The 20013-nt window shown below is 71.1% G+C and carries 15 protein-coding genes; 7 read left to right on the forward strand and 8 right to left on the reverse strand.

What is annotated here, in order from left to right; translation table 11 throughout:
- Positions 1 to 92: 92 nt before the first annotated feature.
- From ACFVS8_RS01740 to lipB, 3 genes are all read right to left on the reverse strand, one after another.
- Positions 93 to 803, reverse strand: a complete 711-nt coding sequence (locus ACFVS8_RS01740) for a DUF4191 domain-containing protein (protein ID WP_387056961.1) — start codon at positions 801 to 803, stop codon at positions 93 to 95.
- Between the two features lie 73 nt (positions 804 to 876).
- Entirely contained in the window at positions 877 to 1866 is a 990-nt protein-coding gene (gene lipA, locus ACFVS8_RS01745; protein WP_387056963.1) for a lipoyl synthase, read from the reverse strand.
- Complete coding sequence (gene lipB / locus ACFVS8_RS01750; protein WP_387056965.1) at positions 1863 to 2504, reverse strand: lipoyl(octanoyl) transferase LipB; 642 nt, start codon at positions 2502 to 2504, stop codon at positions 1863 to 1865. The genes lipA and lipB overlap by 4 nt, the downstream gene beginning before the upstream one ends.
- Before the next feature lie 163 nt (positions 2505 to 2667).
- Between lipB and ACFVS8_RS01755 the strand changes: the two genes are divergently transcribed.
- Positions 2668 to 4353 (forward strand): hypothetical protein, encoded by a 1686-nt coding sequence (locus ACFVS8_RS01755; protein ID WP_387056967.1) that lies wholly within the window; start codon positions 2668 to 2670, stop codon positions 4351 to 4353.
- Here ACFVS8_RS01755 and sucB read toward each other — a convergent pair.
- From sucB to ACFVS8_RS01770, 3 genes are all read right to left on the reverse strand, one after another.
- The gene (gene sucB, locus ACFVS8_RS01760) at positions 4350 to 5894 is read right to left on the reverse strand and encodes a 2-oxoglutarate dehydrogenase, E2 component, dihydrolipoamide succinyltransferase (RefSeq protein ID WP_387056969.1); all 1545 of its coding nucleotides are present in this window, start codon (positions 5892 to 5894) and stop codon (positions 4350 to 4352) included. The two genes, ACFVS8_RS01755 and sucB, sit on opposite strands and share 4 nt — an antisense overlap.
- Positions 5895 to 5960: 66 nt before the next feature.
- Entirely contained in the window at positions 5961 to 7334 is a 1374-nt protein-coding gene (lpdA, locus tag ACFVS8_RS01765; protein WP_387056971.1) for a dihydrolipoyl dehydrogenase, read from the reverse strand.
- Between the two features lie 98 nt (positions 7335 to 7432).
- Positions 7433 to 8923, reverse strand: coding sequence for a leucyl aminopeptidase (locus ACFVS8_RS01770; protein WP_387056973.1), 1491 nt, complete (start codon positions 8921 to 8923; stop codon positions 7433 to 7435).
- A gap of 87 nt (positions 8924 to 9010) precedes the next feature.
- On the opposite strand from ACFVS8_RS01770, the gene ACFVS8_RS01775 reads away from it, so the two are divergent.
- The 4 genes from ACFVS8_RS01775 (at position 9011) to ACFVS8_RS01790 (ending at position 13579) form a co-directional block, all read left to right on the forward strand.
- Positions 9011 to 9937 carry a proteasome assembly chaperone family protein gene (locus ACFVS8_RS01775; RefSeq protein WP_387056975.1) on the forward strand — a complete coding sequence of 309 codons (927 nt, stop codon included), beginning with the start codon at positions 9011 to 9013 and terminating at the stop codon, positions 9935 to 9937.
- Between the two features lie 309 nt (positions 9938 to 10246).
- Positions 10247 to 11539 carry an RNA polymerase sigma factor gene (locus ACFVS8_RS01780; protein WP_387056977.1) on the forward strand — a complete coding sequence of 431 codons (1293 nt, stop codon included), beginning with the start codon at positions 10247 to 10249 and terminating at the stop codon, positions 11537 to 11539.
- A gap of 7 nt (positions 11540 to 11546) precedes the next feature.
- Positions 11547 to 12818 carry a Mur ligase family protein gene (locus ACFVS8_RS01785; RefSeq protein WP_387056979.1) on the forward strand — a complete coding sequence of 424 codons (1272 nt, stop codon included), beginning with the start codon at positions 11547 to 11549 and terminating at the stop codon, positions 12816 to 12818.
- Positions 12815 to 13579 (forward strand): type 1 glutamine amidotransferase, encoded by a 765-nt coding sequence (locus tag ACFVS8_RS01790; RefSeq protein ID WP_387056981.1) that lies wholly within the window; start codon positions 12815 to 12817, stop codon positions 13577 to 13579. The genes ACFVS8_RS01785 and ACFVS8_RS01790 overlap by 4 nt, the downstream gene beginning before the upstream one ends.
- Positions 13580 to 13678: 99 nt before the next feature.
- Here the strand turns inward: ACFVS8_RS01790 and ACFVS8_RS01795 are convergent, their stop codons facing one another.
- The gene (locus ACFVS8_RS01795) at positions 13679 to 13909 is read right to left on the reverse strand and encodes a hypothetical protein (protein WP_387056983.1); all 231 of its coding nucleotides are present in this window, start codon (positions 13907 to 13909) and stop codon (positions 13679 to 13681) included.
- Positions 13910 to 14054: 145 nt separating this feature from the next.
- On the opposite strand from ACFVS8_RS01795, the gene ACFVS8_RS01800 reads away from it, so the two are divergent.
- Complete coding sequence (locus ACFVS8_RS01800; protein WP_387056985.1) at positions 14055 to 16133, forward strand: type IIA DNA topoisomerase subunit B; 2079 nt, start codon at positions 14055 to 14057, stop codon at positions 16131 to 16133.
- A gap of 109 nt (positions 16134 to 16242) precedes the next feature.
- Here the strand turns inward: ACFVS8_RS01800 and ACFVS8_RS01805 are convergent, their stop codons facing one another.
- Entirely contained in the window at positions 16243 to 18717 is a 2475-nt protein-coding gene (locus ACFVS8_RS01805; RefSeq protein ID WP_387056987.1) for a DNA topoisomerase (ATP-hydrolyzing) subunit A, read from the reverse strand.
- A 77-nt stretch (positions 18718 to 18794) separates the two neighbouring features.
- Between ACFVS8_RS01805 and ACFVS8_RS01810 the strand changes: the two genes are divergently transcribed.
- Positions 18795 to 19943, forward strand: coding sequence for an alkaline phosphatase family protein (locus tag ACFVS8_RS01810; protein ID WP_387056989.1), 1149 nt, complete (start codon positions 18795 to 18797; stop codon positions 19941 to 19943).
- Positions 19944 to 20013 lie beyond the last annotated feature (70 nt).

The following is a 20013-nucleotide window of genomic DNA, read 5'->3' on the forward strand; positions in this document are numbered from 1 at the left end:
CCGCCGTCCGTGTCGGCCCGCAGGACGCCCACGACGACGAACGCGGCACCCGACAGAGTCGGATGCCGCGTCGAGGCAGAGGTAGACGAGGGTCAGCGCATCTTGCCGCGCTGGGGGCGCGCCTTCATGGGGTCGATGCCCTTCGGGATCGGCAGCGCCGTCTGGAGCGAGGTGAGGCGGTTCGAGACCGCGAGCACCTCGGGCTTCGTGAGCGAGCGCTTGATCTTGCGCAGGGCTGCGGGCAGGCGGTGCAGCTCGATCTCGCCCTCGTCGTGGCCGACGGCGATCAGGGTGATGGGCACGTTCGGCAGCACGCGTGCGACCTTGCGCTTCTCGTCGTCGAGCATGCGCTGGGTCCGGGTCTGCGGTCCCTCGCTGATGAGGGCGACGCCGCCGCGGCCGACGGCGCGGTAGACCGCGTCCTGCGTCTTGCCGTTGACGGCGACGGGCATCTCGTTGCCGATCCATCCGCCGCGCAGGCCGCTGCGGAGCACCGCACCGACCGCGCCGGGCTGGCCGTCGATCTGGGCGTAGGCCGCACGCTCGGCACGGCGACCGAGGATGATGAGGGCGAGCAGCAGGCCCGCGAGCACGCCCGCGACGATCCACAGCGCGATCGTGAAGCCGTTGCCCTCGCTCAGCCAGAGCGCGAGCCCGAGCCCGACGATCACGGGGGCGAGGAACACCAGCAGCATGAGCCACTGCGCGTTCGGGTCGTAGCGGCGGGTCATCTGGAAGACCTGCCACATCTGCTTCAGACGCCCGGGCTCCTTCGGAGTGGACGAATCCTTGGTGCGTGCCATGTGCACAAGGATACCGGCGCGAAGGGCCGCCTCCGACCGCGTTCACCGAGGGCGGAGACGGCTCCCGGATGCCTCAGCCGACCGCCTGCGCGAACCCCAGCGACGGGTCGGCCAGGTGCGAGAGCCCGGCGGGCAGTTCGCGCCCCTTCGCGTGCATCGACTGGGCCCAGAGTCGGCCTGCGCGGTACGAGGAGCGCACGAGCGGGCCGGCGAGCACGCCGAGGAATCCGATCTGCTCGGCCTCGGCCTTGAGCTCGACGAACTCCTCGGGCCGCACCCAGCGCGCGACCGGCAGGTGGCGCGGGGAGGGGCGGAGGTACTGCGTGATGGTGATGATGTCGGTGCCGGCCCCGTGCAGGTCGTGGAGTGCCTGCGAGACCTCGGCACGGTCCTCGCCCATGCCCAGGATGAGGTTCGACTTCGTGATGAGGCCGGCGTCGCGCCCCTGGGTGATGACGTCGAGCGAGCGCTCGTAGCGGAACGCCGGCCGGATGCGCTTGAAGATGCGGGGCACGGTCTCGACGTTGTGGGCGAACACCTCCGGTTCGGCGTCGAACACCTGCTGCAGCAGGTCGGGTTCTCCGTTGAAGTCGGGCACGAGGATCTCGACTCCCGTGCCGGCGGACTGCCGGTGGATCTCCCGGATGGTCTCGGCGTACAGCCAGGCCCCGCCGTCGGGGAGGTCGTCGCGCGCCACGCCGGTGACGGTCGAGTAGCGCAATTCCATTCGGGCGACCGACTCGGCGACCCGACGCGGTTCGTCGACGTCGTACTCGGCGGGCTTGCCCGTGTCGATCTGGCAGAAGTCGCAGCGACGGGTGCACTGGGAACCGCCGATGAGGAAGGTCGCCTCGCGATCCTCCCAGCACTCGTAGATGTTCGGGCAGCCGGCCTCCTGGCAGACCGTGTGCAGCTCCTCGCTCTTGACCAGAGTCTGCAGTTGGCGGAACTCGGGCCCCATCTTCGCCCGCGTCTTGATCCACTCCGGCTTGCGTTCGATCGGGGTCTGGGCGTTGCGGACTTCCAGGCGCAGCATGCGGCGCCCGTCGGGTGCGGCGGTCATGCGGCGACCGCCGCCTCGAACTCGGCACGGAAACGGGCGGTCACCGCGTCGACGACGTCGGCGGGGGAGACCTCGCGACCGAGCACCCGCGAGACCGTGGTCACGCCGGCGTCGCGGATGCCGCACGCGACGATGCGCGCGTACGGGTCGAGCGAGTTCGAGCAGTTGAGCGCGAAGCCGTGCATGGTGACGCCCTCGGCCACCCTGATGCCGATGGCCGCGATCTTGTCCTCGAAGCCCGCCGGTCCGACCCACACCCCCGATCGGCCGTCGACCCGATGACCGTCGACGCCGAACTCGGCGAGCACGTCGATGAGCACCGCCTCGAGCCGGCGCACGTATCCGACGACGTCGACCGGCTCGGCCAGTCGGAGGATCGGGTAGCCGACGAGCTGCCCCGGTCCGTGCCAGGTGATCTTGCCGCCACGGTCGACGTCGATGACGGGCGTGCCGTCGGTCGGCCGTTCGTCGGGCGATGTTCGCTTGCCCGCGGTGTAGACGGAGGGGTGCTCCAGAAGGAGGACGGTGTCGGGGCGTTCGCCCGCGACGACCGCGCGATGGACGGCGCGCTGAAGGTCGAGACCCTCGATGTACGGCACGGAGTTGGCGCTTAGCCCCGCGACGACGAAGTCGAGCATCCACCCAGTGTAGGCACGATCGCGTGTGCCGGATGCCGCGGCGGTTGCGTGGTCGGCATCGGGGTTGTGCGACTCGTCCTCCACATGGCAAGCGCATCGTCGGGAATCGTGGGCGCTCCCGCCTCGGCGCCCCTGATTCCGGCATCCGCGCGACGGTTGGGGCATGAGCGGATGGCTGAGACGCGGGCGGTCGGAGCGACGGGCACGGCGGGCGGATGCCTCGGGCGGGCCGGTGCTCGACGGTCCGCCGCTGGCGACCGCCGGCGCCGGCGTCGCGGGCTACCGCATCGTCCGTCGGATCGGTGCCGGGGAGCGCGCGGAGGTGTTCCTCGCGACCGCCCGGCGTGCCGAGCCGCCCACGGATGCGCGCGGCTCGGCCGGGCCCGCAGACGGACGCACTCCGCCCGCACCGCCCGCCGAGTCGCCCCTCGTCGTCCTCCGCATCTACCGCGAGCGGGTCGACGACCGTTCGATCGCCCTCGAGCTCGATGCCATGCACGTCGCGGGCGACGCGGGAATGCCTGCGCTGCTCGACGTCGCGATGACGGGCGAGGGGGCGCGGGTCGCGGTGGTCGAGCGCATCGGCGGCGTCGGCGTCGCGCAGCTCATCCGGGAACGCAGCCTCGAGCCCGGCGAGGCGGTGACCCTCGTCGCACCGGTGGTCGCCGGCGTCTCCCGCCTGGCCGCGGCGGGCTTCGTGCACACGCGGCTGTCGCCGGGCGACGTGCAGCTCGACTCGATCGGCCGACCGCGGCTGCTGGGCCTCGGAGCGCTCCGACGCCTCCCGACCGACGACCCGGGCGCTGCCCATGCACTTCGACGCGAGAGCCTCACGGTGCTCACCGAGTACGTCGAGCAGGTCGCCGCAGCGGTTCGCCCGTCAGGCGTCTTCGACGGCCCCATCGCGCTCGCCCGCGCTGCACTCGAGGCCCGTCCGTTCGTTCCGTTCGAGGCTGAGCTCGAACGCGCCGTGTTCGGAGCCGCGTCGCCCGCCCCCGTCTCGGGCCTGCCGCCGGCGCGGGAGCCGCGGCTGCCCGCTCGGGTGCTCGCGCCGATCACCGCCGAGCCGGTCGCGCACCAGGCGGCGCACCCCGATGCCCGCCCGCGACGACGGAGCGGCGTCGTGGGCGGACTGCTCGAGCTCGCCGAACTGCCCCCACCGGTGCTCGGCCAGCTGGCCGAGTCGGCCGACGTCGATCGGCTCGGCGCGATGGGGCGGCGGGCGAGCGCGTGGTTCTCAGGGCGTCGCCGACCGCTCGTGGTCGCGGCGCTCATCGGCTCCGCCGCGCTCGTGCTCCTGCTCACGGCCGTGCCGTCCGCAGACGGGGCCGGCGTCGGATCGACCGGCGGAGCAGGAGTTCCGGATGCGGCGTCGGTTGGGAGCGCACCGGATGAGGGCGACACGGATGACGCGTCGCAGTCAGCCCACGGATCCTCAGAGGACTCGTCGCACGAGGCGGACGCGAAGGCGGCGCCCGACGGCGATGGCAATGGCGATGGCGATGGCGCCGACGGTGCGCCCGGCGGCGCCGGCCCGGATGACGCGGTCGCGGCCGCGCGCGAGTTGCTCCTCGCACGCGAGGCGTGCTTCGCCGATCTCGATCCGGCGTGCCTCGCCTCCTACGTGCAGGCGGGGTCGCCGCTCGCTGACGCCGACTGGGAACGCGTGCTCGCCGCTCGCGACGGCGGCGCGGGCATCCGCCCACTCGATGTCGGCCGGATCGAGCTCGTGACCGAGATGGGGGCTGCCGTGCTCGTGCGGGTCGCAGGGCTCGACGATGCAGAACCGGCCTCGCTCCTCATGGTGAGGAACGAGGCCGGTTGGCGTCTTCGCGAGATCTTCGACTAGATGCCGAGGTCGGCCTCGAAGTCGCCCGACTCGAGACGGTCCTTGACGGCCGTCAGGAAGCGTGCAGCGTCGGCGCCGTCGATCGTGCGGTGGTCGTACGAGAGGGCCAGGTAGACCATCGAGCGCACGGCGATCGCCTCGGAGCCGTCGGTCGAGACGACGACCGGGCGCTTCACGACGATGCCGGTGCCGAGGATCGCCGACTGCGGCAGGAACACCACGGGGGTGTCGAACAGCGCGCCGCGCGAACCGGTGTTGGTCAGCGTGAACGTGCCGCCGGAGAGCTCGTCGGGCTTCAGCTGGTTGTTGCGCGTACGGTCGGCGAGGTCGGCGATCTGCGCGGCCAGGCCGGCGATGTCGAGGTCGCCCGCATTGCGGATCACCGGCGTCAGCAGGCCGCGCTCGGTGTCGACCGCGATGCTGAGGTTCTCCTGCGCCGGGTAGACGATCGAGTCGCCGTCGACGGTGGAGTTGATGATCGGGAACGCCTGCAGCGCCTCCGCCGTCGCGAGCGCGAAGAACGGAAGGAAGCTGAGCTTGTTGCCCGTCTTCGCCAGGAAGTCGCCCTTGACCTTGTCGCGCAGGCGCGCGACCTTGGTCACGTCGACCTCGACGACCGAGGTGAGCTGAGCGGTCGACTGCATCGAGACGACGGCGCGCTCGGCGACGACCTTGCGCAGGCGCGTCATCGGCACCGTGGTGCCGCGCAGCGGCGACGGCTCGAGCGGGGTGCGCGCCGGAGCGGCAGCGGCGGCCGCGGGTGCGGCCTGCGCCGAGATGACGTCCTGCTTGCGGATACGGCCGCCCACGCCCGTGCCGGTGACGCTCGCGAGGTCGACGCCCTGCTCGTTGGCGAGCTTGCGCACGATCGGGGTGACGTATCCCGGGGCGCCGGCGTGCGAACCGCCGGCGGCGGGGGCCTCAGCCCGGGCGGGTGCTGCCGGAGCAGCGGGCGCCGCCGCAGGAGCCTCGACCGGCGCGGGGGCTGCCGGAGCGGCGGGCGCGGCCGGTGCCTCGACCGGGGCCGGAGCCGCAGGTGCTGCCGCGGGAGCCTCGACCGGTGCCGCGGGTGCGGCCGCAGGGGCCTCGACCGGGGCGGGAGCCACGGGAGCAGCCGGGGCAGCGGGCGCTGCCGCGGGAGCCTCGACCGGGGCGGGAGCCACGGGAGCAGCCGGGGCAGCGGGCGCTGCCGCGGGAGCCTCGACCGGTGCCGGAGCAGCGGGTGCGGCCGCAGCCTCGGCGGCGGGGGCCTCAGCAGCCGGTGCCTCAGCGGCGGGGGCCTCGGCCGGTGCCGCTGCGGCGCTGCCGTCGCCGATGGTCACGAGTGCCGTGCCGACCTCGACGGTCTCGTCCTCCTGGACGAGGATCGCCTCGATCACACCGGCGACCGGCGACGGGATCTCGGTGTCGACCTTGTCGGTCGAGACCTCGAGCAGCGGCTCGTCGACCTCGACACGGTCGCCCACGTTCTTCAGCCAGCGGGTGACCGTGCCCTCTGTGACACTCTCACCGAGTGCCGGGAGGCTGACGGATTCGCTCATGCGCTTGTCTCCTTCACAGCGTTGGGACGCTTCTAGCTTATTGCAGTCGTATTGGGGGATGCAGGGTCAGAGGGCGTGCAGCGGCTTGCCCGCGAGCTTCAGGAACGCCTCGCCGAGCGCCTCGTTCTGCGTGGGGTGCGCGTGGATGAACGGGGCGACGTCTTCGGGGTAGGCCTCCCAGTTCACCGCGAGCTGTGCCTCGCCGATCAGCTCGCCGACGCGGCCACCGATCATGTGCACGCCGACGATGGGGCCGTCGTTCACGCGGACGACCTTGATCGAGCCGCTCGTCTCGAGGATGTGGCTCTTGCCGTTGCCCGCGAGGTTGTACTCGTAGGAGGAGACCTGGTCGGCGCCGAACTTCTCGCCGGCCTTCGCCTCGGTGTAGCCGATCGAGGCGATCTCGGGCTCGCAGTAGGTGACCTTGGGGATGTTCACGTCTTCGACGACGATCGGGGCGAGGCCCGCGATCTCCTCGGCCACGAAGATGCCCTGCTGGAAGCCGCGGTGCGCGAGCTGCAGGCCGGGCACGATGTCGCCGACGGCGTAGACGCCGGGCACGTTGGTCGCGAGGCGCTCGTCGGTGAGCACGAAGCCGCGGTCCATGGCGACGCCGACCTCTTCGTAGCCGAGGCCCGCGGTGACGGGGCCGCGGCCGACGGCCACGAGCAGCAGCTCGGCCTCGACGGTGTCGCCGTTCTCGAGCGTCACGACGACGCCGTTCTCGTGCTGCGTGACCGACTGGAAGCGGACGCCGAGCTTGTAGTCGATGCCGCGCTTGCGGAAGGCGCGCTCGAGCTGCTTGGAGACCGACTCCTCCTCGTTCGGGACGAGGTGGGGGAGCGCCTCGATGATCGTGACCTCGGCGCCGAAGGACTTCCAGACGCTCGCGAACTCGACGCCGATGACGCCGCCGCCGAGCACGGCGACCTTGCCGGGCACGAAGTCGAGCTCGAGCGCCTGCTCGCTCGTGATCACGCGGCCGCCGATCTCGAGGCCGGGGAGCGAGCGCGAGTACGACCCGGTCGCGAGGATGACGTTCTTGCCGACGATGCGCTGATCGCCGACCTGCACCGCGTTCGGTGCGACGAGGCGGCCCTCGCCCTCGATGACGGTGATGCCGCGAGCCTTGACGAGGCCCTGCAGGCCCTTGAACTTGCTCGAGATGATGCTCTCGCGGTACGCGGTCACGCCGGCGACGTCGATGCCCTCGAACGTGGTGCGCACGCCGAACTTGGCGGACTCGCGCGAGTTCTCGGCGATCTCGGCCGCGTGCAGCAGGGCCTTGGTGGGGATGCAGCCGCGGTGCAGGCACGTGCCGCCGAGCTTGTCCTTCTCGATGAGGCCGACCGTGAAGCCGAGCTGTACGGCTCGCAGTGCAGCCGCATAGCCGCCGCTGCCTCCACCGAGGATGACGATGTCGAAGTTCTGCTCGGACAAACCGGATTCTCCCTTGCGCGCCTGTTCTGCGACACGGACTGCCCCGGAGCGTGACCGGGGGCAGAGTGAAGGGCGAGGATCTCGCCCATACGACCTTACTACCCGGCGGAGAGGTCCTCGCCCAGCGCGACGAGCGTGCGGACGCCGATCGCGGTGCCGCCCGATCCGGTGTGGCCCCAGGCGCCCGCGGTGTTGAAGGAGGGCCCGGCGATGTCGAGGTGCGCCCAGGGGATCCGCTCCGCCGAGTCCTCGCGGCGACCGACGAATTCCCGCAGGAACACGCCCGCGACGAGCATGCCCGGGATCGTGGTGCCGAGCCGGGTGTTGGCGAGGTCGGCGACATCCGACTTCAGGTAGGCCTTCAGGTAGCCGGGCAGCGGCATCGGCCAGAACGCCTCGTCGACCGACTCCGCGGCGTCCCGCACGCGCGCCACGACCGCGTCGTCGCCCATGAGCCCGCCGAGGCGGTGGCCCAGCGCGACGACCTGGGCGCCCGTGAGGGTCGCGACGTCGACGATGGCGTCGGGGTGCTCCTCGCTCGCGGCGACGAGGCCGTCGGCCAGCACGAGCCGTCCCTCGGCGTCGGTGTTCAGTACCTCGACGGTCCTGCCTCCGCGGATGCGGAGCACGTCGTTCGGGCGGATGGCGGTTCCGGAGGGCATGTTCTCGGCGAGGCAGAGCCACGCGGTGACCTTGACCGGCGTCTCGAGCGCCGCGAGTGCGAGCAGTGCCGAGAGCACGGTCGCCGCGCCGGCCATGTCGGACTTCATGCCGACCATCGAACTGCCCGGCTTCAGCGAGAGGCCGCCGGAGTCGAACGTGATGCCCTTGCCGACGAGGGCGAGGTGCGTCGTCGCGCCCGCGGGGGCGTACTCGAGCCGCACGAGCCTGGGGCCTCGCGCCGAGCCCTGGCCGACGCCGAGGATGCCGCCGAAGCCGTCGGACTCGAGCGCGTGCTCGTCCCACACGGTCGACGTCACGCCGAGGCGATCGGCCGCGTCGACCGACAGTTCGGCGAACCGGGCGGGGGAGAGGTCGGCCGGTGCGGTGTTCACCAGGTCCTTCGTGCGGTCGACCGCCTCGGCGATCACGCGAACGCGCTCGACGCGCACCAGCGGTGCGGATGCCGCGGCGTGCAGGGTGACGACCGCGACCGGCGTCCTCGGCTCCGACCGGTACGAGGTGAAGAGGTAGGCGCCGAGCGCCGCACCCTCGAGCATCGCCTCGGCGGTGGCCGAGGCATCCGCATCGTCGGGCACGGCCGTCGGGACGACCACGGCGACGTGCCCGACCCCGGTGAGCTGGCGGACCGCGCTGCCGACGGCGAGGCGCAGCGCCGCGGCATCCGCACGCTCGCCGACGCCGGCGACCGCGATCACCGACGGGCCATCGACCGACGAGTGCAGTCGCACGAGCTCGTCGGGCGCCCCCGTCGCGCCGAGCCCGGCGAGCAGCGGGCCGACCCAGCCGTAGCCGTCTGCCTCGAGGAGCTGCGGGCCGTCGGGGGTGCTGACGGCCGTGAGGAGCACGACGTCGGCCTCTGAGGCTGCGGGCGGGAGATCGGTGACGCGGAGTTCGGGGACGCTCATGCAGCGCATGGTACGTGTTCGCTCTGAGCATCCGGTGGGATCGCCGAGACGGGCGGAAGCGTCCAGCCCGCTCAGTAGGCTTGGAACATGCGCGATGCACGTTCCCTCTACGAGCTGAACCCCGGCGTCGAAGTGCCGCCCGGGCTGCCGCTCGTCGCGGGCCTCACCGGGTTCGCCGACGCGGGCGCCGCCGTCGCGCAGACGACGGAGTTCCTGCTCGCGACCCTCGAGAACGTCGAGGTCGCCGTGTTCGACGCCGACGAACTGCTCGACTACCGCGCGCGCCGCCCGATCATCCTCTTCGAGGAGGACCACATCACGGAGTACCGCCCGCAGCGGCTGGTGCTCTCGCTCGCGCGCGACGAGATCGGCCAGCAGTTCCTGCTGCTCACGGGCTACGAGCCCGACTTCCAGTGGGAGCGGTTCGCGGCCGCCGTGCTCCAGGTGATCGAGCGCTTCCAGGTCTCGTCGACCACGTGGATCAACTCCATCCCCATGCCCGTGCCGCACACGCGCCCGATCAGCATGACGGTGAGCGGCAATCGCGCGAAGTTCGTCGAGTCCCTGTCGGTGTGGCGACCGACGACCGAGGCGCCGGCCAACGCCCTGCACCTGGTCGAGGTGCGGCTGCAGGACCTCGGGCACCCCGTCGCCTCGTTCGTGCTGCTCATCCCGCACTACCTCGGCGACACCGAGTACCCCGCCGCCGCGGTCGCCGCCATCGAGGCCGTCTCCGCCGCGACCGGTCGCATCCTCCCCACCGACAGCCTGCGCGAGGCCAACCGCGACTTCGTGTCGCGCATCGACGAGCAGGTCGCGGGCAACGGCGAGCTCGGCAAGCTCGTGGGCACGCTCGAGGAGCGCCACGACACCTACATGCAGGAGAACTCGTTCCGGTCACCGCTCACCGACGAGGGCGGCGAACTGCCCTCGGCCGACGAGATCGCGGCCGAGCTCGAGAAGTTCCTCGCGGTGCGGCGCCGTCACGACGACGAGTCGCCGCTCGGCGGCTGAGCCGGCGTGCCGCCTCCATTCCGCGGGCATGAGCAGTCCTCGGGAATGCGGATGCCGCGGCGAGCGTTGTCCTGAGGGAGTCTGCGGGTGCTCGGGGGCGTGATCCGGGCGAAACGCGCATCCGCGTGGACGTGAGGCGCAGTTGACGGCTGTATAATGGCAGAAGGACCCGTTCTGGTCCGCGGGCACGATCGCGTGCCGAGGTCGCGGACTTGACATGGGTCCTCATAGTGTCCGAAATCGATCGGACCCACCACGAGCCGCACCCCCTGCCGGGCCTGCGCCGTGCGATGTAGGAGAGGTTCACCAATGGCAACGACGAAGGCTGCGACGTCCACGAAGGACGAGGCCGAGAAGCCCGTCGCTCGTGCGACGGCTGCGAAGTCGACCACGGCCAAGGCCGGCGCGAAGACCGCGACCGCGAGCAAGACGCCGCGGAAGACCACCGCGAAGGCGGGAACGAAGGCCCGCGGCGCCGCCAAGGGCGCCGACGACGAGGGCGACGACGAAGAACTCGAAGAGGTCGAGATCGAGGCCGACGTCGAGGTCGAGGGCGGCGACGCCGCGGCATCCGACGACGAAGACGAGAAGCCCGTCGCGGTCGAGCCGCACCCGACCGGTGCGCTCGTGCTGCGCGCGGTCGACGACGAAGACGAGGTGCCCGTCTACTCGAGCGCCATCACCGGCGCGACGGCCGACCCCGTCAAGGACTACCTGAAGCAGATCGGCAAGGTCGCCCTGCTCAACGCGGCCGAAGAGGTCGAGCTCGCGATGCGCATCGAGGCGGGCCTGTTCGCCGAAGAGAAGCTGTCGCACATGGGCGACGCCGAGAAGCGTTCGCAGCTCGGTCGCGAGCTGCAGTGGGTCGCGAAGGACGGCCAGCGCGCGAAGAGCCACCTGCTCGGCGCGAACCTGCGCCTCGTGGTCTCGCTCGCCAAGCGCTACACCGGTCGCGGCATGCAGTTCCTCGACCTCATCCAGGAGGGCAACCTCGGCCTCATCCGTGCGGTCGAGAAGTTCGACTACACCAAGGGCTTCAAGTTCTCGACCTACGCGACGTGGTGGATCCGCCAGGCGATCACGCGCGCCATGGCCGACCAGGCCCGCACTATCCGCATCCCGGTGCACATGGTCGAGGTCATCAACAAGCTCGCGCGCGTGCAGCGCCAGATGCTGCAGGACCTCGGTCGCGAACCCACGCCCGAGGAGCTCTCGCGCGAACTCGACATGACGCCCGAGAAGGTCATCGAGGTGCAGAAGTACGGCCGTGAGCCGATCTCGCTGCACACCCCGCTCGGTGAAGACGGCGACAGCGAGTTCGGCGACCTCATCGAGGACACCGAGGCGGTCGTCCCGGCCGACGCGGTGGGCTTCACGATGCTGCAGAAGCAGCTCGAGTCGCTGCTCGACTCGCTCTCCGAGCGCGAGGCGGGCGTGATCCGCATGCGCTTCGGCCTCGGCGACGGCATGCCGAAGACCCTCGACCAGATCGGCGACACGTTCGGCGTGACGCGCGAGCGCATCCGCCAGATCGAGTCGAAGACGATGGCGAAGCTCCGTCACCCGTCCCGCTCGCAGTCGCTGCGCGACTACCTCGAGTAGGCCGCCGGTGCCCGCTGGTTCTCTGCGTTACGGGCCGGCGATCCTCGCCGGACGACTCACCCGATTCGCCGCTCGGCTGCGCAAGCCGGGCGGCGGATCGGCCGTTCCGGGGCTCGTCGTCAACCGCCTCGCGCCCGGCTACCTGAAGCGCACCCTGTCGGGCTTCCCGCAGGGGCTCGTGGTGGTGTCCGGCTCGAGCGGCAAGTCGACGACCACGAAGATGCTCGTCGCGATCCTCCGCGCCCACGGCGTCGACGTGTTCACGAACCCCTCGACCGCCAACATCAGCCAGGGGCTCACCTCTGCGCTGCTCGAACGCGCCGACTGGCTCGGCCGCGTGCCGGGCGAGATGGCCGTGCTCGAGATGGACGAGGGCCACGGCGCGCTCGTCATGCAGGGCGTCGACGCCCGCACGGTGACGCTCATGAACGTCATGGTCGACCAGGTCGACCGGTTCCACGACTCCGAGATGGTCGCGGGCATGCTCGCCCGCATCGCATCCCGAGCGCAGGGCTCGGTCGTCGTGAACGCCGACGACGCCTACCTGCAGCAGCTCGCGGCGCGCGTCGGTGCGGATGTCGCGGTCGAGCGCTTCGGCGTCTCCGAAGCCGTCGTCGCCGCAGCCCCCCGCGGGCTCGGCTATGCGAAGACGGCCGACGAGCGGCTCTCGGCCGGCGACGGCGTGCGCCTCGAGTCGGTCGACGGCCGGTCCGCGGTGATCGACGATCACGGCACAGCCGTGGCCGTCACGCTTCCGGCTCGCGGCACGCACTACGGCGTCGACGCAACCGCGGCCTATGCCACGGCCAGGTCGGTGCTCGGCGAGCGATTCGACGTCGCCGTCGCGGCGGCCGCGCTCAGCGCGATCCCCGCGGTCTTCGGTCGCGGCGAACGCGTGCAGGTGCGCGGCCAGGAGGTCGACTTCGTGCTCGTGCAGAACACGGCGAGCTACCAGCTCAACGTCGACAGCATCGAGCCGGGCACCTCCGACATCCTCTTCGCCATCGGCTCCGACGTGCGCGACCCGTCGTACTTCTGGCCCGCCGACGCCTCGTCGCTCGGCCGGGTCTCGATCGTCAGCGGATCCAAGGCCGCAGAGGCCGCGCTCATGCTCGCCTACGACGGCGTCGAGATCGACCGGGTCGAGCCCGACCTGGCCCGCGCGGTCGACGAGTTCCTCGCGGGCCCCGCGCCGGCATCCGGAACGAAGACGATCGTCTTCTCGGCCGACTCGATGCGGCGCACGCGGGCGCACCTCGGACTCACTGGAGCGGAATGACCCTCACGATCGCGACGCTCCTGCCGTCGCTGCAGAACACGAACGGCGACGCCGAGAACGCCGCCGTGCTCGCCCGTCGGGCAGCCTGGGCGGGCCTCGACGCGCGCGTGGTCGCGGTCGAGTCGCGCGACGACCTGCCCGACCGGGTCGACGCCGTGGTGATCGGATCCGGCACGGATGCCGCGCTCGACGCCGCACGCTCGCGACTGCTCGACCTGCACGACGAGCTCAGGCGCTGGGGCACCGAGGGCGTCCCGATCCTCGCCGTCGGCACGGGATGGGAGCTCCTCTCGTGGGGCATCGAACTTCCCGACGGCACGAACATCGAGGGACTCGGCATCCTCCCCGGGCGCGCAGTGCCCCACCGCGAGGGCCGCATCACCGGCGACCTCGTCGTGGCCGAGCGTGGAACCCGTGAACTGCTCGTCGGCTTCGAGAACCATGCTCGCGCCTACCTCGGCGCCGAAGGGTCGCCGCTCGGCCGGGTCCGCTCGGGCCAGGGCAACGCGCAGGGTTCGTCGCAGGAGGGCGTCGTCATGGGCGAGGTCATCGGCACCCACCTGCACGGACCGGTGCTCGCGAAGAACCCGGTGCTCGCCGACCGCATGCTGCAGACCATCGCCGCGCGCGCCGGTCTCGTCTACTCTCCGGGAGACCAGACGCGCGTGGTCGACGGCTACGCCGACGATGCGCGACGAGCCCACCTCGCCGCAGCGGGCGTCGAGACCGTCGCGGCGACGCCGACGACCGACGGGGCCTGACCGGCGCGTCGCATCGCGTCGAGTGTTCGCCGGTCGTTCGGCCCATAAAACGACGAACGCCCCCGGGAGTCCTCCCGGGGGCGTTCGAGGTTCTGAGCGCTACGCGCGCTCGTTCAGTCGCGACGACTCGTCGTGCCAGCTGTGCGCGATCTGCGAGAGCTTCTCCTGGTGCTTGCGTCCGTGGTGGGCGCAGAACAGCAGCTCGCCCGTGCCCACGACCACGCGGATGTAGGCCTGGGCTCCGCAGGCGTCACAGCGATCGAGGGCCGTGAGCTCGTACGGGGTCTCGAGTGCATCGACCGCACCGTCGGTTTCGGTGTACTGCGTCATGGCTCCTCCTCCTGGCTCACTGCGCGAAATCCGTTCATCAATGTAAACACGTCTCGGGCGGTGATCCTTCCGATCCGCCGGGCATTTCGCTCACCGCGTAGTGGCTGTGCGCGAGGGTCGGTGGCGCTCACTAGGCTTGTGCGACGTGAGCTCCGACTATTCCGCCCGCCATCTCTCCGTGCTCGAGGGTCTCGAGGCCGTGCGCAAGCGACCCGGCATGTACATCGGCTCGACCGACTCCCGCGGTCTCATGCACTGCCTCTGGGAGATCATCGACAACTCGGTCGACGAGGCGCTCGCGGGGCACGGCAGCGAGATCGGCGTCCGGTTGCACCCCGACGGCAGCGTCGAGGTGCGCGACCGCGCGCGCGGCATCCCCGTCGACATCGAGCCCAAGACCGGGCTCTCCGGCGTCGAGGTCGTGTTCACCAAGCTGCACGCCGGCGGCAAGTTCGGTTCCGGCTCGTACGCGGCATCCGGCGGCCTGCACGGCGTGGGCGCCTCGGTGGTCAACGCGCTGTCCGAACGCCTCGACGTCGAGGTCGACCGCGACGGCAAGACCTGGGCGATGTCGTTCCACCGCGGCGAGCCCGGCACGTTCGCGGACTCGGGTTCCCCGTCGCCCGACGCGCCGTTCACGCCGTTCGAGGAGCGCAGCGAGCTCCGCGTCGTCGGCAAGGTCGCGAAGGGCGTCACCGGCACGCGCATCCGCTACTGGGCCGATCGGCAGATCTTCACCAAGGGTGCGGAATTCCAGTCCGAGGATCTCATCGGCCGTGCGCGGCAGACGGCGTTCCTCGTGCCCGGTCTCGCGATCGACGTGACCGACGAACGCGGCGAGGTGCCCCACACGACGTCGTTCCAGTTCGACGGCGGCATCTCGGAGTTCGTCGACCACCTCGCGGTCGACGCGCCGCTCACCGATGTCTGGCGCCTCACGGGCGTCGGCTCCTTCACCGAGACGGTGCCCGTGCTGACCGAGGGCGGCGCCATGGTGCCCACCGAGCTCAAGCGCGAGTGCGCGGTCGACATCGCGCTGCGCTGGGGCACCGGCTACGACACGGTCGTGAAGTCCTTCGTGAACATCATCGCCACGCCGAAGGGCGGCACGCACCAGAACGGGTTCGACCAGGGCCTGCTCAAGTTCCTGCGTGCGCAGGTCGAGCAGAACGCGCGCCGCCTCAAGGCCGGCAGCGACAAGCTCGAGAAGGACGACGTGCTCGCCGGGCTCACCGCGGTGATCACGGTGCGCCTGCCCGAGCCGCAGTTCGAGGGACAGACCAAAGAGGTGCTGGGCACCCCGGCGGTGCGCGCGATCGTCTCGAACGTGCTCACGAAGGAGCTCGGCGAGCGCTTCTCGTCGACCAAGCGCGACGACAAGGCGCAGTCCGCGCTGCTGCTCGACAAGGTCGTCGCCGAGATGAAGTCGCGCATCTCCGCGCGAGCCCACAAGGAGACCCAGCGTCGCAAGAACGCGCTCGAGAGCTCCTCGCTGCCCGCGAAGCTCGTCGACTGCCGTTCGACCGATGTCGCGCACAGCGAGCTGTTCATCGTCGAGGGCGACTCCGCGCTCGGCACGGCCAAGCTCGCGCGCGACAGCGAGCACCAGGCGCTGCTGCCGATCCGAGGCAAGATCCTCAACGTGCAGAAGGCGAGCGTCGCCGACATGCTCGGCAACGCCGAGTGCGCGTCGATCATCCAGGTGATCGGAGCCGGTTCGGGGCGCAGCTTCGACATCGCAACCGCCCGATACGGCAAGGTCATCCTGATGGCCGACGCCGATGTCGACGGCGCGCACATCCGCACCCTGCTGCTCACGCTGTTCTTCCGGTACATGCGACCGATGATCGAGGAGGGCCGCGTCTTCGCCGCGGTTCCGCCGCTGCACCGCGTCGTGGTCATGAACCCGGGTTCGAAGCCGAACGAGACGATCTACACCTACTCCGAAGCCGAGCTGAACGGGGTGCTCGCCGGGCTCGATCGCCAGAAGAAGCGCTACCAGGACCCCATCCAGCGGTACAAGGGTCTCGGCGAGATGGATGCAGACCAGCTGGCGACCACGACCATGGATCGTCGCCAGCGCACGCTGCGCCGGGTCGGCCTCGGCGATGCCGAGGCGGCGGGCCGGGTGTTCGAGCTGCTCATGGGCAACGAGGTCGCGCCGCGCAAGGAGTTCATCGTTTCGAGCGCCGACGCGCTCGAGCGCGATCGCATCGACGCCTGACCACTCGCCGGCGGCGGAGCGATCGCTTCGACGCCTGACCCGTCCGGCGGCGGAACGAACGAACGCGGCGGCCGTGAGGCCGCCGCGTTCGTTCGTTCGAGGGCCGTGCCTACTCGACGCGCGTGCCGATCGCCGCGACGTGCGCCTCGAGCGGCTGGCCGGAGGCATCGCGCTTCGCGCCTGGGTCGGGCAGCTGGCGCGACGTGCCGTCGGCGGCGACCGCGAGTGCGGGGCCGGGGCCGACCCAGGCGAGGTGCAGTGCATCTTCGCCCTTGAGGAATCGCTGTGCGCGAACGCCGCCCGTGGCGCGACCCTTGCCGGGGAACTCCGCGAACGCACTGACCTTCGCGCTGCCGGAGTCGACGCCGAGCAGCGTCTCGTTGCTCGCGGCGACGGTCACGACGACGGTCTCGTCGAGGCTCGCGGCCGGCAGGCTGGTGAAGTGGATCGCATGCGCTCCTGCACCCAGTTTGAGCCCCGCCATGCCGCCGGCGGGGCACCCCTGCGGGCGAACCGATGCGGCGGCGTAGTGCAGGAGCTGCGCGTCGGACGCCACGAAGACGAGCTCGTCGGTCTCGTCGCCCTGCACCGCTCCGACGACCTCGTCGCCGGCCTTCAGCCCGATCACCTCGAACTCGGGCTTGTTCGGGTAGGCGCCGGTCGAGACGCGCTTGACGATGCCCTGCTTGGTGCCGAGGGCGATCGACCGGTCGGAGGTGAGCGAGACGAGTGCGAGCACCTTCTCGTCGCGGTTGGGGAGTGCGAGGTACTCGCCGACCTTCACGCCTGCGCCCAGCTGGACCGAGCTGGGCGGGAGCATGGGCAGTTCCATGGGGGTGAAGCGGATGAGCCGACCCAGGTTCGTGACGGCACCGATCTCGGAGCGGCTCGTCGTCTCGAGGGTCGAGCGGATCGCGTCGTGCTTGCTGCGTCGAGTGGGAACGGTGATGGCCGGCACGCCGTTCTCGGTGGGGGAGAGGTCGACGCGCGCGATGCGGCCGGTCGCCGAGAGGAAGACCTTGCACGGCACGTCGGCGAGCTCGAGAATGGCCGCCGCTCGCTTCGCGGCCGCGGTCGTCGCCACCGGTCGCGCATCGGTCAGCAGCGTGCGTCGAGGGGTTCCGTAGCGCTCCGCGATCTCGCCGAGCTCGTCGGAGACGAGGGCCTCGATGCGGTGCCGGCTGGCGAGGAGCATCTCGAGCTCGGCGATCTCGGCACGCAGCTTGTCGCGCTCGGCCTCGAGTTCGATGCGCGAGAACTTCGTGAGCCGGCGCAGCTGCAGCTCGAGGATGTAGTCGGTCTGCACGAGGGTGAGGTCGAAGACCTCCATGAGGCGCGTGCGCGCGGCCGCCGTGTCGTCGCTCGAGCGGATGACCTGGATGACCTCGTCGATGTCGAGGATCGCGATCAGCAGGCCGTCGACGAGGTGCAGGCGCTCCTGACGTCGGGCGAGGCGGTACTGGGAGCGGCGCGTGACGACGGAGATGCGGTGGTCGACGTAGACCTGGAGGAGCTCGCGCAGCCCGAGGGTCTGCGGGCCGCCGTCGACGAGCGCGACGTTGTTGATGTTGAACGAGTCCTCGAGCGGCGTCAGGCGGTAGAGCTGCTCGAGCACCGCGTCGGGGCTGAAGCCGGTCTTGATGCCGATGACCAGCCGCAGGCCGTTCGTGCGGTCGGTGAGGTCGGTGACGTCGGAGATGCCGCTGATCTTCTTGGCGTTGACGCCGTCCTTGATCTTCTCGATGACCTTCTCGGGCCCGACGAGATAGGGGAGTTCGGTCACGACGAGCCCGGTCTTGCGGGCGGTGATCGACTCGATGCGCACCTTCGCGCGCGTCTTGAAGCTGCCACGGCCCGTGGCGTAGGCGTCGCGGATGCCGGCGAGGCCCACGATCGTGCCGCCCGACGGCAGGTCGGGGGCCGGCACGAACTCCATGAGCTCGTCGAGCGTGGCGTCGGGGTTGGCGATCAGGTGCCTGGCAGCGGCGACGACCTCGATGAGGTTGTGCGGTGCCATGTTCGTCGCCATGCCGACGGCGATGCCGCTCGCGCCGTTGACCAGGAGGTTCGGGTACGCCGCGGGCAGCACGGCCGGCTGCATGAACTGGTTGTCGTAGTTCGGCACGAAGTCGACGACGTCCTCGTCGAGGCCGTCGTTCATCGCGATCGCGGCCGCGGTGAGCCTCGCCTCGGTGTATCGGGATGCTGCGGGGCCGTCGTCGAGCGAGCCGAAGTTGCCGTGCCCGTCGACGAGCGGCACGCGCAGGGTGAACGCCTGCGCCATGCGGACCAGGGTGTCGTAGATCGCCGTGTCGCCGTGGGGGTGGTACTTGCCCATGACTTCGCCGACGACCCGCGAGGACTTGACGTGGCCGCGGTCGGGGCGCAGCCCCATCTCGTTCATGCCGAACAGGATGCGGCGCTGCACGGGCTTCAGCCCGTCGCGCGCGTCGGGCAGGGCGCGCGAGTAGATCACGGAGTACGCGTACTCGAGGAACGAGCCCTGCATCTCGGTGGCGACGTCGACGTCTTCGATGCGCTCGACGATCGGTTCTTCAGCGGGCGGGTTCTTGGCTCGGGTCATCCGTGTTCTCTGCTGCTGGCGGCGTGGGGTGCACGCGGGAACGAAGGGCGCGCCCTGCCTGTGCGAGACTGGGCGCGATGCCTGCCATGCTACCGGTGCCCACCGACGCCGTTCCGCGCCTCACCGACGTGATGGGCAGTTCGCTCGCCAGCCTCGTGGGCGGCGAGAACGCGCTCGGGCTGCCCGCGGCATCCGGGGTCGTGGTCGTGGTGGTCGACGGGCTGGGGGCCTCGAACCTGCAGGCCAGGGCCGGCCACGCCAGGTTCCTGTCGTCGCGAATGGCCAGGCGCGACGTGATCCGCACGGTGCTGCCCTCGACGACCGCGGCCGCACTGGCGAGCCTCACGACCGGACGACTTCCCGGCGAGCACGGACTCGTCGGCTACCGGGCGCTCGACGCGGCGAACGACCGGCTCGTCAACCAGCTGAGCGGGTGGGACGCGGCGATGGTGCCGGAGACCTGGCAGCGGTGCGAGACCGTGTTCGAGACGGCGGCCGAACGGGGCGTCGAGACGTTCGCCGTCGGCGCCGCGCGCTACGCCGACTCCGGGTTCACCCGGGCTGTGCTTCGCGGGGCCGAGTACCGCGTGGCCGCGTCGCTCGCCGACCGCTTCTCGGTCGCCCTCGACCTGCTGCAGGGCGGGGCTGCCCGACTCGTCTACCTCTACGTGCCCGAGCTCGATCAGGCCTCCCACGCCCACGGATGGGAGTCCGACCGCTGGCTGGGGCTGCTCGAACAGGTCGACGCCGAGATCGCGGGCTTCGAACAGCGGATGCCGCGGACGGCCGGGCTCCTCGTCACGGCCGACCACGGGGTGGTCGACGTGCCGGCGCACCGCCACGTGCTCATCGACTCGCGACCCGACCTCGTCGACGGGGTCCGTCACGTCGGAGGCGAGCCCCGGTTCCTCTCCCTGTACCTCGAGCCCGCACTGGGGGAGCAGGAGCGCTCCGTACTGCTCGATCGATGGCGCGAGGCCGAGGGGCACCGTTCGTGGGTGCTGTCCCGCGACGAGGCGATCGACGCCGGCGTCTACGGGCCCGTCGCCGACGAGGTCCGGCCTCGCATCGGCGACATCCTCGTGGCGGCGCGCGCCGGCATCGCCTACTACGACGCGCGCGAGCCCGACCGCAGGGCGGAGTCGATGATCGGCCAGCACGGTTCGCTCACCGACGAGGAGACGCGCGTGCCGCTCATCAGGGGCGGCGTGTTCCGGCGAGCATGACGCCTCGCGCGCCGCTGGAGCCGTGGCACCGCCCCGTGACGCGGAAGACGGCCGGGGCATCAGCCGCCGG

The organism is Agromyces sp. NPDC058110 (genome assembly GCF_042884735.1).
Taxonomy (GTDB): Bacteria; Actinomycetota; Actinomycetes; order Actinomycetales; family Microbacteriaceae; genus Agromyces.

What these genes read in the sequence shown, in the direction of transcription:
- ACFVS8_RS01775 (WP_387056975.1), top strand. Translation starts at nt 9,011, where the DNA reads ATGCGCGATGCACGTTCCCTCTACGAGCTGAACCCCGGCGTCGAAGTG.
- ACFVS8_RS01780 (WP_387056977.1), top strand. Translation starts at nt 10,247, where the DNA reads ATGGCAACGACGAAGGCTGCGACGTCCACGAAGGACGAGGCCGAGAAG.
- ACFVS8_RS01770 (WP_387056973.1), bottom strand. Translation starts at nt 8,923, where the DNA reads ATGAGCGTCCCCGAACTCCGCGTCACCGATCTCCCGCCCGCAGCCTCA.
- ACFVS8_RS01810 (WP_387056989.1), top strand. Translation starts at nt 18,795, where the DNA reads ATGCCTGCCATGCTACCGGTGCCCACCGACGCCGTTCCGCGCCTCACC.
- ACFVS8_RS01795 (WP_387056983.1), bottom strand. Translation starts at nt 13,909, where the DNA reads ATGACGCAGTACACCGAAACCGACGGTGCGGTCGATGCACTCGAGACC.
- lipA (WP_387056963.1), bottom strand. Translation starts at nt 1,866, where the DNA reads ATGACCGCCGCACCCGACGGGCGCCGCATGCTGCGCCTGGAAGTCCGC.
- ACFVS8_RS01790 (WP_387056981.1), top strand. Translation starts at nt 12,815, where the DNA reads ATGACCCTCACGATCGCGACGCTCCTGCCGTCGCTGCAGAACACGAAC.
- sucB (WP_387056969.1), bottom strand. Translation starts at nt 5,894, where the DNA reads ATGAGCGAATCCGTCAGCCTCCCGGCACTCGGTGAGAGTGTCACAGAG.
- ACFVS8_RS01740 (WP_387056961.1), bottom strand. Translation starts at nt 803, where the DNA reads ATGGCACGCACCAAGGATTCGTCCACTCCGAAGGAGCCCGGGCGTCTG.
- ACFVS8_RS01805 (WP_387056987.1), bottom strand. Translation starts at nt 18,717, where the DNA reads ATGACCCGAGCCAAGAACCCGCCCGCTGAAGAACCGATCGTCGAGCGC.
- lipB (WP_387056965.1), bottom strand. Translation starts at nt 2,504, where the DNA reads ATGCTCGACTTCGTCGTCGCGGGGCTAAGCGCCAACTCCGTGCCGTAC.
- ACFVS8_RS01755 (WP_387056967.1), top strand. Translation starts at nt 2,668, where the DNA reads ATGAGCGGATGGCTGAGACGCGGGCGGTCGGAGCGACGGGCACGGCGG.